Source organism: Mycobacterium sp. 852002-51971_SCH5477799-a, assembly GCF_001667145.1.
GTDB lineage: Bacteria > Actinomycetota > Actinomycetes > Mycobacteriales > Mycobacteriaceae > Mycobacterium.
In genome coordinates, this window is the sequence record NZ_LZIF01000111.1 from 1 (window position 1) to 15,859 (window position 15,859).

At 69.1% G+C, this 15,859-nt stretch carries 13 protein-coding genes and 1 pseudogene; 11 read left to right on the forward strand and 3 right to left on the reverse strand.

What is annotated here, in order from left to right; translation table 11 throughout:
- From ftsY to A5753_RS17405, 4 genes are all read left to right on the forward strand, one after another.
- Positions 1-977 (forward strand): signal recognition particle-docking protein FtsY (ftsY, locus tag A5753_RS17390; protein WP_067130730.1); only part of this gene is annotated, 977 nt, incomplete at its 5' end.
- A 189-nt stretch (positions 978-1,166) separates the two neighbouring features.
- On the forward strand, positions 1,167-2,555 hold the full coding sequence (locus tag A5753_RS17395; RefSeq protein WP_067130983.1) for an ammonium transporter: 1,389 nt from the start codon (positions 1,167-1,169) through the stop codon (positions 2,553-2,555).
- Complete coding sequence (glnB, locus tag A5753_RS17400; protein WP_003878721.1) at positions 2,552-2,890, forward strand: nitrogen regulatory protein P-II; 339 nt, start codon at positions 2,552-2,554, stop codon at positions 2,888-2,890. Before A5753_RS17395 ends, glnB begins: the two co-directional genes overlap by 4 nt.
- Before the next feature lie 45 nt (positions 2,891-2,935).
- The gene (locus tag A5753_RS17405) at positions 2,936-5,422 is read left to right on the forward strand and encodes a [protein-PII] uridylyltransferase (RefSeq protein WP_082971360.1); all 2,487 of its coding nucleotides are present in this window, start codon (positions 2,936-2,938) and stop codon (positions 5,420-5,422) included.
- Here the strand turns inward: A5753_RS17405 and A5753_RS17410 are convergent.
- The gene (locus A5753_RS17410; RefSeq protein ID WP_231990103.1) at positions 5,419-7,167 is read right to left on the reverse strand and encodes a DEAD/DEAH box helicase; all 1,749 of its coding nucleotides are present in this window, start codon (positions 7,165-7,167) and stop codon (positions 5,419-5,421) included. The two genes, A5753_RS17405 and A5753_RS17410, sit on opposite strands and share 4 nt — an antisense overlap.
- Before the next feature lie 107 nt (positions 7,168-7,274).
- Positions 7,275-8,063 (reverse strand): alpha/beta hydrolase, encoded by a 789-nt coding sequence (locus A5753_RS17415; RefSeq protein WP_067130736.1) that lies wholly within the window; start codon positions 8,061-8,063, stop codon positions 7,275-7,277.
- 167 nt (positions 8,064-8,230) lie between these two features.
- Between A5753_RS17415 and ffh the strand changes: the two genes are divergently transcribed.
- The 4 genes and pseudogenes from ffh (at position 8,231) to A5753_RS17435 (ending at position 13,530) form a co-directional block, all read left to right on the forward strand.
- Positions 8,231-9,784 (forward strand): signal recognition particle protein, encoded by a 1,554-nt coding sequence (gene ffh, locus A5753_RS17420; protein WP_067130739.1) that lies wholly within the window; start codon positions 8,231-8,233, stop codon positions 9,782-9,784.
- 75 nt (positions 9,785-9,859) lie between these two features.
- Complete coding sequence (locus tag A5753_RS17425; protein WP_156656153.1) at positions 9,860-10,936, forward strand: amidohydrolase family protein; 1,077 nt, start codon at positions 9,860-9,862, stop codon at positions 10,934-10,936.
- Positions 10,937-11,083: 147 nt separating this feature from the next.
- A pseudogene (locus A5753_RS17430) lies at positions 11,084-12,926 on the forward strand (amidohydrolase family protein).
- 1 nt (position 12,927) lies between these two features.
- Positions 12,928-13,530 carry a TetR/AcrR family transcriptional regulator gene (locus A5753_RS17435; RefSeq protein ID WP_067130748.1) on the forward strand — a complete coding sequence of 201 codons (603 nt, stop codon included), beginning with the start codon at positions 12,928-12,930 and terminating at the stop codon, positions 13,528-13,530.
- Positions 13,531-13,537: 7 nt separating this feature from the next.
- Here A5753_RS17435 and A5753_RS17440 read toward each other — a convergent pair whose 3' ends face one another.
- A complete protein-coding gene (locus tag A5753_RS17440) occupies positions 13,538-14,419 on the reverse strand; it encodes a D-alanyl-D-alanine carboxypeptidase family protein (RefSeq protein ID WP_067130989.1) in 882 nt (293 codons plus the stop codon).
- 58 nt (positions 14,420-14,477) lie between these two features.
- Here A5753_RS17440 and A5753_RS17445 point away from each other — a divergent pair, with 58 nt between their 5' ends.
- The 3 genes from A5753_RS17445 (at position 14,478) to A5753_RS17455 (ending at position 15,846) form a co-directional block, all read left to right on the forward strand.
- Positions 14,478-14,897 carry a nuclear transport factor 2 family protein gene (locus A5753_RS17445; RefSeq protein ID WP_067130751.1) on the forward strand — a complete coding sequence of 140 codons (420 nt, stop codon included), beginning with the start codon at positions 14,478-14,480 and terminating at the stop codon, positions 14,895-14,897.
- Positions 14,898-15,070: 173 nt separating this feature from the next.
- Complete coding sequence (gene rpsP, locus A5753_RS17450) at positions 15,071-15,595, forward strand: 30S ribosomal protein S16 (RefSeq protein WP_067130754.1); 525 nt, start codon at positions 15,071-15,073, stop codon at positions 15,593-15,595.
- A gap of 8 nt (positions 15,596-15,603) precedes the next feature.
- Positions 15,604-15,846, forward strand: coding sequence for an RNA-binding protein (locus A5753_RS17455; protein ID WP_003878715.1), 243 nt, complete (start codon positions 15,604-15,606; stop codon positions 15,844-15,846).
- The last annotated feature ends 13 nt before the right edge of the window (positions 15,847-15,859 follow it).

Genomic DNA, 15,859 nt, shown 5'->3' on the forward strand with positions numbered 1-15,859 from the left:
CGGAGTCATACGCCACCGAGGCCGGGTCGGCGCCCTCGGCGCCGCGCACCACCTCCGCGCCCACCGAGGGCCGGCTGGAGCGGCTGCGCGGCAGGCTGGCCAGGTCGCAGAACGCGCTCGGGCGCAGCATGCTGGGCCTGATCGGGGGCGGTGACCTGGACGAGGACGCCTGGCAGGACGTCGAGGACACGCTGCTGATCGCCGACCTGGGCCCGGTGGTCGCCGAATCGGTGATCGCGCAGCTGCGCAGCCGGCTGGCCAGCAGCGACGTGCGCACCGAGGCCGACGCCAAGGCCGTGCTGCGCGACGTGCTGATCAACGAGTTGCAGCCCGGCATGGACCGGTCGATCCGGGCGCTGCCGCACGACGACCATCCCTCGGTGCTGCTGATCGTCGGCGTGAACGGCACCGGAAAGACCACCACCGTCGGCAAGCTGGCCCGGGTGCTGGTCGCAGACGGGCGGCGCGTCGTCCTGGGTGCCGCCGACACCTTCCGCGCCGCGGCGGCCGATCAGCTGCAGACCTGGGCATCGCGGGTGGGCGCGGAGGTGGTGCGCGGCGCCGAGGGCGCCGACCCGGCCTCGGTGGCGTATGACTCCGTCGACAAGGGCATCGCCACGGGCGCCGATGTGGTGCTCATCGACACCGCGGGCCGGCTGCACACCAAGGTCGGGCTGATGGACGAGCTCGACAAAGTTAAGCGGGTGGTAACACGGCGCGCGGCGGTCGACGAGGTGTTGCTGGTGCTTGACGCCACCATCGGGCAGAACGGACTGGCCCAGGCCCGGGTGTTCGCCGAGGTCGTCGAGATCACCGGTGCGGTGCTGACCAAGCTGGACGGAACGGCCAAGGGCGGCATCGTCTTTCGGGTTCAGCAGGAACTGGGCGTGCCGGTCAAGCTTGTCGGACTCGGGGAAGGCCCCGACGATCTCGCGCCGTTCGAACCGGCCGCTTTCGTCGACGCGCTGCTCGGCTGAACCTCTTACCCGGCCAGCGGGACGTTAATACCGCTGAAACATGGCGGCACCATCGCCGAAACAACGATTGCGCAATCTTCTGGTCAGGTCATCAGACGTGCGTCTGGCGGCCAATCGTGGGCCGACCGGAGGAGATTGCGAGTGACATACCCGATACTGGGCCAGCCCAATACCGGCGATACCGCCTGGATGCTGGCCAGTTCCGCGCTGGTGCTGTTGATGACGCCGGGCCTGGCGTTCTTCTACGGCGGTATGGTGCGCGCCCGAAGCGTGCTGAACATGCTCATGATGAGCATCAGCGCGATGGGTGTGGTCACCGTGCTGTGGGTGCTCTACGGCTATTCGCTCGCCTTCGGCGACGACGCCGGGGCCGGCGTCGTCGGAAAGCCGACCTCGTTCTGGGGTCTGAAAGGCCTCATCGGCGTCAACTCGGCGGCCGCCGATCCCAGCAAAGGCGTTGCGGCAACTGACATTCCGCTGGCGGGTACCCTGCCCGCGACCGTGTTCGTGGCTTTCCAGCTGATGTTCGCGATCATCACCGTAGCCCTGATCTCGGGTGCGGTGTCCGACCGGCTGAAGTTCGGCGCCTGGCTGGTGTTCGCCGGCTTGTGGGCGACGTTCGTCTATTTCCCGGTCGCCCACTGGGTTTTCGCGTTCGACGGCTTCGCCTCCGAGAAGGGCGGCTGGATCGCCAACAAGCTGCACGCGATCGACTTCGCCGGGGGGACCGCGGTTCACATCAATTCCGGTGTGGCGGGCCTGATGCTGGCGATCGTGCTGGGCAAGCGGCGCGGTTGGCCCACCACGTTGTTCCGGCCGCACAACCTGCCCTTCGTGATGCTCGGCGCCGGATTGCTGTGGTTCGGCTGGTACGGCTTCAACGCCGGATCGGCCACCAGCTCCAACGGTGTCGCCGGCTCGACCTTCATCACCACGACGGTCGCGACGGCCACCGCGATGCTGGGCTGGATGCTCACCGAGCGCATCCGCGACGGCAAGGCGACGACGCTGGGCGCGGCGTCGGGCATCGTCGCGGGCCTGGTCGCCATCACGCCGTCGTGCTCGTCGGTCAACGTGCTCGGCGCCTTGGTGGTGGGCCTGGTGGCCGGCGTCGTGTGCGCGCTGGCGGTCGGCCTGAAATTCAAGCTGGGGTTTGACGACTCACTCGACGTGGTCGGCGTGCACCTGGTCGGCGGCTTGGCCGGCACCCTGCTGGTCGGGTTGCTCGCCGCGCCGGAGAGCCCGGCCATCAACGGCGTCACGGGGGTGTCCAAGGGCCTGTTCTACGGCGGCGGCTGGGCGCAGCTCGAGCGGCAGGCGGTCGGCGCGTTCAGCGTACTCATCTACTCTGGGGTGGTTACGCTGATCCTGGCCTTGATCCTGAAGTACACCATCGGGCTTCGTCTCAACCCGGAGGCGGAAGCCGCGGGTATCGACGAGGCCGAACACGCCGAGAGCGGTTACGATTTCGCCGTGGCTACCGGTTCGGTTCTGCCGCCCCGGGCCCCTGTGGTGGATACCCGCAACGGCCTGGAGGAGGAGCGAGTGGGCGACAAAGTGGAGGCAGAGCAGTCATGAAGCTGATCACCGCGATCGTAAAGCCGTTCACGCTCGATGACGTGAAGACCAGTCTGGAGGACGCGGGCGTCCTGGGGATGACGGTCAGCGAAATCCAGGGCTACGGACGGCAGAAGGGTCACACCGAGGTCTACCGGGGTGCCGAATATTCGGTCGACTTCGTGCCCAAGGTGCGCATCGAGGTCGTCGTCGACGATTCCATTGTCGACAAGGTCGTGGACAGCATCGTCCGCGCGGCGCGCACCGGCAAGATCGGTGACGGCAAAGTGTGGGTGAGCCCCGTGGAAACCATTGTGCGGGTGCGCACCGGCGAGCGCGGAACCGATGCGCTATGACATCCGCTGTCAATTGCTGATGCGACCCGGGCGGGCCGGGAGGGCATGACCCTGAACGACCCCGACTCGTCCGGGCACCTAGCGGGGGCAGAAAGCGCCTGCGGGGCAGTCGATTTGGCGGCCTCGCGGCGCCAACTGCTGTCCGAGGGCAGCAAGCTGCACGCCGCCGAACTGCGGCACGCCTGGCTGGACCTGCACGAGTCCTGGTTGATGGCCAAGGCGGCCGAGATCGGGATCACCGACGACAGCGGCTTCGCGATCGTCGGCATCGGTGGACTGGGCCGCCACGAGTTGTTGCCGCATTCCGACCTGGACCTGATGTTATTGCACGGCAACAAGTCCGACGACATGCTGGGCACGGTGGCCGACAAGTTGTGGTACCCGTTGTGGGACGCCAACGTTCGGCTCGACCACAGTGTGCGAACCGTCTCCGGGGCCCTCGGGGTGGCCAACGCCGACATGATCGCGGCGCTGGGCATGCTCGACGCGCGCCACATCGCCGGCGACGCCCGGCTCTCCGACGAACTGATCGCCGGTGCTCGACGGCAGTGGCGCAGCGCAATTCGCTCCCGCATGAACGAGCTCATCGAAATGACACAGGCCCGCTGGGACCGGTGCGGACGGATAGCGCAGCGGGCCGAGCCGGACCTGAAGTCGGGCCGCGGCGGCCTTCGCGATGTGCAACTGCTCGACGCGCTGGGCGTTGCCCAGCTGATCGACCGCCACGGCATGGCACGTCCGGAGTCACCCGGCGGTTCCCTCGACGATGCCCACCTGACGCTGCTCGACGTGCGCACCGAGCTGCACCGGGTATCGGGACGCGGACGCGACCAGTTGCAGGCCCAATACGCCGACGAGATCAGCGCCGCCCTGCACATCGGAGACCGGTTCGACTTGGCGCGCAAGCTATCCGATGCCGGCCGCACCATCGCCTACCATGCCGAGACCGGCATTCGGACCGCCGAGAACGCGCTGCCCCGGCGCGGGGTGACGGCGCTGGTGCGGCGGCCCAAGCGCCGCCCGCTGGACGAGGGTGTCGTCGAATATGCCGGAGAGATCGTCCTTGCCCGCGACGCGCGGCCCGATACGGACGTCGGTTTGGTGTTGCGGGTGGCCGCCGCCTCGGCCGATACGGGGTTGCCGATCGGCGCGGCCACGCTGGGCCGGCTGGCCGCCGGCGCGCCGGAGATGCCGGTGCCGTGGCCGCGAGAGTCGTTGGACGACTTGCTGGTTGTGCTGTCCGCCGGGCCGACCACGGTGGCGACGATCGAAGCGCTCGACCGCACCGGCCTGTGGGGCCGGCTGTTGCCCGAATGGGACGCCATCCGCGACTTGCCGCCCCGCGACGTCGCGCACAAATGGACGGTGGACCGCCACGTCATCGAGACGGCGGTCAACGCCGCACCGCTGTCCACCCGGGTGGCGCGACCCGATCTGCTCGCGTTGGGCGCGCTCCTGCACGACATCGGCAAGGGCCGCGGCGTCGACCACAGCGTGCTGGGCGCGGGCCTGGCGCTCGAGATCGGGCCCAGGCTGGGCATCTCGCCAGCCGAGGCCGAGTTGCTCGCGCAGCTGGTCCGCCACCACCTGCTGCTGCCGATGGTGGCCACCCGCAGCGACCTCAATGACCCCAACACCATTGAGCGCGTGGTCAAAGCGCTGAACGGGGACGCGCTGTTGCTCGAAGTCCTGCAAGCGCTGACGGAGGCTGATTCGAAGGCCACCGGGCCCGGGGTGTGGAGTGAGTGGAAGGCGTCGCTGATCGAGGACCTGGTCCGGCGCTGCCGGCTGGTGATGGCGGGGGAGCCGCTGCCAGAAGCGAAACCCGCTGCACCGCAATATCTTTCGTTGACGACCGATCGCGGCGTTCATGTGGAGATCAAGCCCAGCGGCGGCGAGCGTCTGGATGTGGTGATGGCCGCGCCGGATCAGCGGGGGCTGGTGTCGAAGGCCGCCGCGGTGTTGGCGCTGAACTCGCTGCGCATCCATTCGGCCTCGGCCAGCACCGACGAGGGATTCGCGATCGTCGAATTCGTGGTGTCGCCGCTGTTCGGTTCACCGCCGGAAGCGGGCCTGCTGCGCCAGCAGTTCACCGGCGCGCTGGCCGGCGACGTCGACGTGTTGGGGACGCTGGAAAAGCGGGACAGCGACGCCATCAGCGCGGCCACCAGCCGGGCCGGTGAGGTCCAGGTCGGGGTGCCCGTCACGCGGTCGAGCGCGCCGCCCCGCATCCTGTGGGTCGAGTCGGCCTCGCCCGATCAGTTGATCGTCGAGGTCCGCGCCATGGACCGGCTCGGGTTGCTCGCGTTGCTGACCCGCGCGCTGGAGTTGGCGGGCACCGACATCGTCTGGGCGAAGGTCAACACCTTCGGGTCGACGGCGGCCGACGTCTTCTGCGTGACGGTGCCGGCTGAAGCGGCCGACGCGGGCGCCGGCGCCGAGCACGGTGCGCGCGACGGGGTCGAGCAGAGCCTGCTGGCCGTGTTGGGCGGACCGACGGTCGAGGTGCTCGAGGAACCCGTCGGCGACTAGTGCTCGGCGTTGAGCTGCCGCACGGCGTCGATGCGCGCGCGCAGCTGTTCGCGGCTCGCCGCGGCGATCGGGGGGCCACCGCAGCGGCGGCGCAGTTCGTTGTGGATCCAGCCGTGCGGCTTGCCCGTTCGGTGATGGGCGATCGAGACGAGGGTGTTCAGCTCGCGGCGCAACTCCCGAAGCTGGCCGTGCACGGTGGCGGACGGGGCTTGCGCGCCCCCCGGCGATCCGGCCTCCTCCTGCTGCAATCGGGCGCGCCTTCGCAGCTGTTCATCCTGGCGCTGGTGCAGCAGCGCGCGCATCTGTTCGGCGTCGAGCAGCCCGGGGATGCCGAGGTAGTCCGCCTCCTCGTCGCTGCCGGCCGCGGCGGCCGTGCCGAACGACGATCCGTCGAAGATGAGCTGGTCGAGTTCCGCGTCGGCGCCCAGCGAGGTGAACCCCTTGTCGAGGTCGCTCTTCTCGTCCTGCGTCTTGGTGGCGGGATCGCCCTCGAGCGGGTCGCCCTCGGCGACGCGGTGCGGCTCGCCGAGCACGTGGTTGCGCTGAGCCTCCAGCTCGCTGGCCAGCTGCAGCAGGTTCGGCACCGACGGCACGAAGATACTGGCGATTTCCCCGGGGCGGCGCGAGCGCACGAACCGGCCGACCGCCTGCGCGAAGAACAGCGGCGTCGAGGCGCTGGTGGCGTAGATCCCCACCGACAGCCGCGGCACGTCGACGCCCTCGGAGACCATGCGCACCGCGACCAGCCAGCGGCTGGTGCTCTCGGCGAATTCGCTGATCCGCGCCGACGATCCGGGGTCGTCGGAGAGCACCAGCGTCGGCGCCTCGCCGGTCAGCTTCGCTAGCAGGGCGGCATAGGCGCGCGCCGCGGTCTGATCCGACGCGATGATCATTCCGCCGGCATCCGGTATGTGCGTGCGCAATTGGCGCAGCCGCAGATCCGCGGCGGTGATCACCGCCGGCATCCATTCGCCGGCGGGGTCTAGCGCCGTGCGCCACGCGCGCGCGGTCTGCTCGGCCGACAGGGGCTCGCCGAGGCGGGCCGCGTGCTCCTCGCCGGCGCTGTCGCGCCACCGCGCCTCCCCGGAATAGGCGAGAAACACCACCGGACGGACCACGCCGTCGGCGAGGGCATCGGTGTAGTCGTAGGTGTGGTCGGCCCGCGAACGCCGAATCCCGTCGGGGCCGGCCTCGTAGGTCACGAACGGGATGGGGCTGTCGTCGCTGCGAAAGGGCGTCCCCGTCAGCGCGAGCCGGCGGGTGGCGTCGCCGAAGGCTTCGCGGATGGCGTCGCCCCACGTCCTGGCGTCGCCGCCGTGGTGTATCTCGTCGAAGATCACCAGGGTCCTGCGTTGCTCGGTGCGCACCCGGTGCAGCGTCGGATGCGCGGCGACCTGCGCGTAGGTGACCATCACGCCGTGATACTCCGGCGCGATGCGCGGGTTGCTGTTGGAGAACCTCGCGTCCAGGGCCAGCCCGTAGCGCTGCGCGGCCTGCGCCCACTGCACCTTCAGGTGCTCGGTGGGCACCACAACGGTGACGTGCTCGACGGCGCGCTGGCCGAGCAGTTCGGCCGCCACCCGCAGGGCGAACGTCGTTTTCCCCGCGCCCGGGGTGGCCACCGCCAGGAAATCGCGTGGCCGGCCGGCGAGGTAGCGCACCAGCGCCCTGCGCTGCCAGCCGCGCAGCACGCCGCTGTCGCTGTCGCCGCTGTCGGCCCGCGCCTGGATGTCGCCGAGCGGCATCGACACAGGCCCCCCGTTCCTTGCTCGCCGACGCAGCTGACTCGATTGAGTCGCGGCTGTGAAATCTAGCACGCCAACGCTTTTCGGCGCAGTAACGACCCGACTGGCTACCGCGTCGGGCTCACGCAAATCTGCAGCCACTCATGGATGCGCCCGGCAACGTCGGCCCAGCCCGGTTCGAGCATCATGTTGTGGCCCATCGAAAAGAATTCCGGCTCGGTTCGGTACGCGCGTGCTGTGTTGCGCACCTCGCGGATGCTGACGAAGCCGTCGTGCTCGGCGCCCAGCACCAAGATCGGCGTGGTCACCCGCTTGGTTCTGACGCGGCGGACGATCGGGTCGGTCATGGCCGCGCGCACACTCTCGGCCCCCGCGCGCTGCCGGCAGGATTCGACGACGGCCTCGGGCGTGTCGGGGCAGAACAGGTATTCACGGGCCAGCGCCGGGGTGGCGAGGAACTTCAGCAGTGTGGGGTCGCTCCACGATTCCATCGTCATCGACGGCCGGCGGCGCCAGACCCGCAGCGCCAGGGTGAGCACGCCCTGCGGCGGCACCGAGCCCACCAGAACCGCGGCCGGGGCGCTGCGATCTTCGAGGTAGCGCTGGACCACGAAACCACCCAGGGAATGGCCTACCAGGACCGGCGCGCCGCCCAGGTCGTCGGCCACCGAACGGACGTCGTCGATGTAGTCGCAGATGGACACCTTCGGCAGCGGCTTGGCCGTCGGGCTGGCACCGTGCCCGCGCAGGCTCATCGCGACCGCGCGGTAGCCGGCGTCGGCGAAAAAGTCCAGAAATTGTTCCCAGCACCACGCGCCATGCCAGCCGCCGTGCACGAAGAGCAGCGGCACCGGATGCGCCTCGCTGCAGGACCCCTTGTCGATCACCTCGAGCACTCGACCATTCAAACCCGCTCGCCGTCCCCGCGGGACTGAAACTACGCACATGATTCTCGGCGTGTCGTGTGCATGGTTTCAGTGCCGCGGTCGGGGGCGGCGCCGGGCCCCTGTACTTGGCTGGGACACTGGCCAGCCCCGCTGGCCAAGACCACTAGGCTGGCGGGGTGTTTGAATCGCTGTCCGACCGATTGACCGGTGCCCTCGCGGGGCTGCGCGGCAAGGGTCGATTGACCGACGCCGATATCGAGGCCACCACCCGCGAGATCCGGCTGGCGCTGCTGGAAGCCGACGTGTCGCTGCCCGTGGTGCGCGCCTTCGTCTCCCGGATCAAGGACCGCGCCAAGGGCGCCGAGGTCTCCGGTGCCCTCAATCCGGCGCAGCAGGTCGTCAAGATCGTCAACGAAGAACTCATCGGCATCCTGGGCGGACAGACCCGCCACCTGGCGTTCGCCAAGACCCCGCCGACCGTGGTGATGCTCGCCGGTCTGCAGGGTTCGGGTAAGACGTCGCTGGCCGGGAAGTTGGCCGCCTGGCTGCGCGGCCAGGGGCACACCCCGCTGCTGGTGGCGTGTGACCTGCAGCGCCCGGCGGCGGTGAACCAGCTGCAGGTTGTCGGTGAACGCGCCGGGGTACCGGTCTTCGCGCCGCATCCCGGCGCGTCCCCCGAATCCGGGCCCGGCGATCCGGTCGCCGTCGCGGCGGCCGGACTCGCCGAGGCGCAGGCCAAGCACTTCGACGTCGTCATCGTCGACACCGCCGGCCGGCTCGGTATCGACGACGAGCTGATGGCTCAGGCCGCGGCCATCCGGGACGCGATCAATCCCGACGAAGTCCTGTTCGTGCTGGACGCGATGATCGGTCAGGACGCCGTCACCACCGCCGACGCGTTCCGCGAGGGTGTGGGCTTCACCGGTGTGGTGCTGACCAAGCTCGACGGTGACGCCCGCGGTGGCGCGGCGCTGTCGGTCCGCGAGGTGACCGGCGTCCCAATCCTTTTCGCCTCCACCGGCGAGAAGCAGGAGGACTTCGACGTCTTCCACCCCGACCGGATGTCCAGCCGCATCCTGGGCATGGGCGACGTGCTGAGCCTGATCGAGCAGGCCGAGCAGGTCTTCGACGCCGAGCAGGCCGAGGCCGCCGCGGTCAAGATCGGCACCGGCGAGCTCACGCTCGAGGACTTCCTGGAACAGATGCTGGCCATCCGCAAGATGGGCCCGATCGGCAACCTGCTGGGCATGCTGCCGGGCGCGGGGCAGATGAAGGACGCGCTGGCCCAGGTCGACGACCGGCAGCTGGACCGCCTGCAGGCCATCATCCGCGGCATGACCCCGGCGGAGCGCGCCGATCCGAAGATCATCAACGCCTCGCGGCGGCTGCGCATCGCCAACGGCTCGGGCGTCACGGTGTCCGAGGTCAACCAGCTGGTGGACCGCTTCTTCGAGGCACGCAAGATGATGTCGTCGATGCTCGGCGGCATGGGCATCCCCGGTCTGGGCCGCAAGTCGGCGACGCGAAAGTCCAAGGGAGCGAAGGGCAAGGCCGGCAAGAAGGGCAAGAAGGGCGGACGCGGCCCGACACCGCCGAAGGCCCGCAACCCGCTGGGCGCCGGCATGCCGGCCGGATTCCCCGACCTGTCGCAGATGCCCGAAGGCCTCAACGAGCTGCCGCCCGGGTTGGCCGACTTCGATCTGTCGAAGCTGAAGTTCCCGGGCAAGTGACGATCGCGAGCGCGGCGGTGCCGCGCGAAGCGGGTCGTCACCATTGGACCGGAAGCAGGTAGCCGCCCGGTGCGCATGCACGTTCGGGGCGTGGGGCTGCCCGACGAAACCGAGATCGAACTGTGGATCGTCGACGGCCGCATCAGCGCCGAACCCGTCGCCGGCGCCGACACCGTCTTCGACGGCGGCTGGATCGTGCCCGGGCTGGTCGACGCCCACTGCCACGTCGGCCTTGGTGATCACGGCGAGATCCCGCTGGACGACGCGATCACCCAGGCCGAGATCGAACGCGATGTCGGCGCGTTGCTGCTGCGGGACTGCGGGTCGCCCACCGATACCCGCAGTCTCGACGACCGCGACGACCTGCCCCGAATCATCCGTGCCGGAAAGCATCTGGCCAGACCCAAGCGGTATGCTGCGGGCTTCGCGCGCGAGCTGGAAGACGAATGGCAACTGCCGCAGGCGGTGGCCGAGGAGGCCAAGCGCGGCGACGGCTGGATCAAGCTGGTCGGCGACTGGATCGACCGCAGCGTCGGCGATCTCGCCCCGCTGTGGTCCGACGACGTGCTCAAGGCCGCGATCGAGACCGCGCACGCCCACGGTGCCCGGGTCACCGCGCACGTGTTCAGCGAGGACGCGTTGCCCGGCCTGATCAGCGCCGGCATCGACTGCATCGAGCACGGCACCGGCCTGACCGACGACACCATCGAGCTGATGGTCGAGCACCGGACGGTGCTGGTCCCGACGCTGGTCAACATCGTCGAGAACTTCCCCGGCATCGCCGAGGCCGCCTCGAAGTATCCCGCGTATGCCGCGCACATGCGTGACCTGCATGAGAGCGGGCTGTCCCGGATCGCGGCGGCCCGCGACGCGGGCGTGCCGATCTACGCCGGCAGCGACGCGGGCACCATGGTCGCGCCCGGACGCATCGCCGACGAGGTCGAGGCGCTCAAGAGGATCGGGATGAGCCCGACCGAGGCGCTGGGCGCGGCGTGCTGGGACGCGCGCCGCTGGCTTGGCCGGCCCGGGCTCGATCACGGCGCCTCGGCGGACTTGCTGTGCTACTCGACCGACCCGCGCTCGGGCGCCGCCGTGCTGAACAGTCCCGACCTGATCATGCTGCGCGGCAACATCTTCCGGTCACCGGCCTAGCCGCGGCCCGCGGGGTCGTCGGACCGGCCTGCCCCGCCGCGCCGAGGCCACCGCCATTACGACGCCGGCGCCGCTCGATGCCGCACACTGGCCATCGCCAGATATTTCGGAGGCCTGCCGGGAAAAGATTGCGAGTGCTTGCTATCTATGTTAGCTTTCCGGCAGCAACGAAAGGGAAACCATGGCCTACGACGTGATCATTCGCGACGGATTGTGGTTCGACGGCACCGGCAGCGCGCCCCTGACGCGCACGCTCGGGATCCGCGACGGCGTGGTGGCCACCGTCTGCGCGGAGCCGCTGGACGAGACGGGCTGCCCCGAGGTGATCGACGCGGCCGGCAAGTGGGTCGTGCCCGGCTTCCTCGACGTGCACACCCATTACGACGCCGAGGTGCTGCTGGATCCCGGGCTGCGCGAGTCGGTGCGCCACGGCGTCACCACGGTGTTGCTGGGCAACTGCTCGTTGTCCACGGTCTACGCCGATTCCGGGGACGCCGCCGACCTGTTCAGCCGGGTGGAGGCGGTGCCGCGCGAATACGTCTTCGGCGCATTGGACTCCAACCGAACCTGGTCGACGGCCGCGGAGTACATCAAGGCGATCGACGCCCTGCCACTGGGGCCCAATATCGGTTCACTGCTTGGTCATTCGGACCTGCGGACCGCGGTGCTGGGACTGGATCGGGCGACCGATCCCACGGTGCGGCCCACCGAGGGCGAGCTGAAGAAGATGGCCGAACTGCTGGACGAGGCCCTCGCCGCCGGTGTGCTCGGCATGTCGGGGATGGACGCGCCCATCGACAAGCTCGACGGCGAACGGTTCCGCTCACGCGCCCTGCCGTCCACCTTCGCGACCTGGCGGGAACGGCGCAGACTGATCAAGGTCCTGCGCAAGCGCGGCCGAATCCTGCAAAGCGCCCCCAACGTCGCGAAGCCGTCGACCGGCATGCTCTTCTTCCTGGCCAGCAGCCGATTATTCAACTGGGGCAAGGGCGTTCGAATGAGCATGCTGGTGTCCGCCGACGCCAAGTCGATGCCGCTGTCGGTCTACGTGTTCGGTCCGGGGACTCGTCTGCTGAACAAGCTGCTCGGCGCCAGCGTGCGATTCCAGCACCTGCCGGTGCCGTTCGAGTTGTACTCCGACGGAATCGACCTGCCGGTCTTCGAGGAGTTCGGTGCCGGGACGGCAGCCCTGCACCTGCGAGACCAGTTGGAGCGCAACGCGTTACTGGCGGACCAGGAATACCGCCGCAAGTTCCGGCGCGAATTCGACCGCGTCAAGCTCGGACCGTCGCTGTGGCACCGCGACTTTCACGACGCGGTCATCGTCGAATGCCCGGAAAAGTCGTTGATCGGCAAGAGCTTTGGCGTGATCGCCGACGAGCGCAAGCTGCATCCGCTCGACGCATTCCTGGACGTGCTCGTCGAAAACGGTGAACGCAACGTCCGGTGGACGACGGTGGTCGCCAACCATCGCCCCAAGCTGCTGGACGCGCTCGCCAACGAAGGCAGCGTGCACATGGGCTTCTCGGATGCCGGAGCGCACCTGCGCAACATGGCCTTCTACAACTTTCCGTTGCGGATGCTCAGGCGCGCCCGCGACGCCTACCGGGCCGGCGCGCCCTTCATGTCGATCGAGCGTGCGGTGCACCGGCTCACCGGTGAGTTGGCGGAATGGTTCGGCATCGACGCGGGCACGCTGCGGCAGGGCGACCGTGCGGACTTCGTGGTGATCGACCCGGCCGGACTCAACGACTCCGTCGACGGCTACCACGAGGAAGCGGTGCCGTTCTACGGCGGCCTGCGGCGCATGGTCAATCGCAACGACGACGCCGTCGTCGCCACCGGCGTGGGCGGCGTGGTCGTCTTCGGCGGAAGCCACCCCAAAGGCGAATTCCGGGACGGCTATGGGCAATCCGTGCGGTCGGGTCGGTACCTGCGGGCGGGGGAGCGTGCCCGCCGCGAGCGTGACGCGCTGGGCGTCACCGCCTGACATGGCCAGAACGCAGCAGCAGCGCCGCGAGGAGACCGTCGGGCGGCTCATAGACGCCTGCATTGCGACCATCATCGAGGTCGGCTACGCCAAGGCGTCGGCGGCGGTCATTGCCAAGCGGGCCGGGGTGTCGGTGGGTGCGCTGTTCCGGCACTTCGACACCATGGGCGATTTCATGGCCGCGACGGCCTCGGAGGTGTTGCGCCGCCAGCTGGAGTCGTTCACCAAGGGGGTCGCCGAAATACCGGCCGACCGCCCGGCGCTGCAAGCGGTGCTGGAGATCCTGCGAAACGTCACCGGCGGCCCGATCAACGCCGTGATCTACGAGCTGACGGTGGCCGCGCGCACCGACGAAAAGCTCAGGGACACTTTGCAACACGAGCTCGCGCAGTACGCCGCCAAGATCGACGATACCGCGCGGGCGCTGCCCGGCGCCGAGGGCTTCCCCCGGGAAACCGTCCCGGTCGTGGCGGCGCTGATGCGCAACGTGTTCGACGGGGCCGCCGTGATCGAGGGGGTGCTGCCGCAGCCCGAGATTGCGGCGCAACGCATTCCGGTGCTGATGGCGTTGCTGACGGCGGCACTGCAGGACGCCGACTCCTGACGAAAAGCTACAGCGAGCCGATGCCGGCCTGCGGGCTCTGCGCGAATCCCCAGTCGAACAGCGTCGCAGCCTGATCCCAGTACGTCGGGCCGCCCTGTTTGATCAGCCCGTACATCATGGCGATCACCAGCCGACGACCACCGCGTGCGGCGGCACCGACGAAGGTCTTGCGTGCGGCGTTGGTGAAGCCGGTCTTGCCGCCGATCGCGCCGGGATAGCGCTCCAACAGTTCGTCCTGGTTGGTGATCGGGTGATCGCCGTTGTCGCCGGGGAACATCGCCGACGGCTCGGCGGTGATCTGCGCGAACACCGGATTGGCCATCGCCGCGCGGAAGATGACCGCCAGGTCATGCGCCGTCGACGCGCCCGAACCACCCGGGCCGTCCAGGCCGGACGGCGTCGCCGCGTGCGTGTTGGTGGCACCCAGCGAGGCCGCCTTGGCGTTCATCTTGGCGACGGTGACGTCCGGGCCGCCGAGCATGTGCGCCAGCGTGTTGGCGGCGTCGTTACCCGAGACCAGCAGCAGGCCGTCGAGGAGTTGGCGCGCGGTGTAGGTGCGGCCGGGTTTGATGCCGACGCAGTTGCACTCCACCTGGGTGTCGGCGACGTCGGCGACGACGGTCGAGTCCAGGCTCACCGAGTCCAGGACCACCTGCGCCAACAGCGTCTTGATGGTGCTGGCCGGCGGGTGCGCCACGTTCTGGTCGCGGCCGGCCAGCACCTGACCGCTGTCCAGGTCGGCGATGATCCAGGTCTGCGCGGGGCCGTCGGGAATCGGGATCGAGCCGACCGGCTGCGTGTTGTCGGCCCACGCAGTGGGCATGGTGACGGTGGCGGCGCAGGTACCGAGCGCGAGCAGGGTAGCGGCTGTGGCCGTGAGCTTCCGCATGGCCGCAAAGTCTAACTTCCACCCCTGTTCGAGAACGATCTTCAGTACTGTCCGTTGCATGTTGAGCCTGGCCGAAATCTCCGACCGCCTCGAGATCGAGCAGCTTCTGGTGGATTACTCCACCGCCATCGACCAGCGGCGATTCGACGACCTGGACCGGGTCTTCACGCCCGACGCCTACATCGACTACACGGCGCTGGGCGGCATCGAGGGCCACTATCCCGAGGTGAAGAAGTGGCTGGCCGAGGTGCTGCCCAACTTTCCGGTGTACGCGCACATGCTGGGCAACTTCTCGGTCCGGATCGACGGGGACAAGGCCTCGTCGCGGGTGATCTGCTTCAACCCGATGGTGCTGGGCGGCGATAAGGACCAGGTGCTGTTCTGCGGACTGTGGTACGACGACGAGTTCGTGCGCACGGCCGACGGCTGGCGCATGACGCGGCGGGCGGAGACCAAGGTCTTCCAGAAAGTGCTGTGAGGCGGGGCTGGGCGAATTTCTGATCATCGCCCCCGGTCTGGCACAATGGGCGGCTGTCCGCCGAGCGATCACGCATCGCCGACCGGTCATACACGCGAGGCAAAACCGGATCCGGGCATCGGGCCCCGATCGCTGAATTGCAGCGTGACACACACAGGAGATATCGCTTAACCATGGCTGTCAAGATCAAGCTCACCCGCCTTGGCAAGATCCGCAATCCCCAGTACCGCATCTCCGTCGCCGACGCGCGCACCCGTCGCGACGGCCGCTCGATCGAGGTCATCGGCCGCTACCACCCGAAGGAAGAGCCGAGCCTGATCGAGATCGACTCCGAGCGCGCCCAGTACTGGCTGTCCGTGGGTGCCCAGCCCACCGAGCCCGTTCGCAAACTGCTGCAGATCACCGGCGACTGGCAGAAGTTCAAGGGCCTGCCCGGCGCCGAGGGCCGCCTGAAGGTCGCCCCCGCCAAGCCCAGCAAGCTGGAGCTGTTCAACGCCGCGCTGGCCGAGGCCGACGGCGGACCGAGCACCGAGGCCGCGAAGCCGAAGAAGAAGGCCCCGGCCAAGAAGGCCGCGAAGGCCGCGGAAGCCGCTGCCGAGCCCGAGGCCGCGGCCGAAAGCCCCGCGGAGGCCACCGCCGCTGAAGCCGAGGCGCCCGCCGAGCGCGGCGAGCAGGCCGAGCCGACCACCGAAAGCTGACCGCGGCGATGAGTACGGTTGTCGTTGACGCTGTTGAGCACCTGGTTCGCGGGATTGTCGACAACCCCGACGACGTTCGGGTGGACATGGTGACCAGCCGCCGGGGGCGGACGGTCGAGGTCCACGTCCATCCCGACGACTTGGGCAAGGTGATCGGTCGCGGAGGTCGCACCGCCACCGCACTGCGCACGCTGGTCGCCGGGATCGGCGGTCGCGGCATCCGCGTCGACGTGGTGGACACCGACCAGTAGGCGGGCGCTGCTC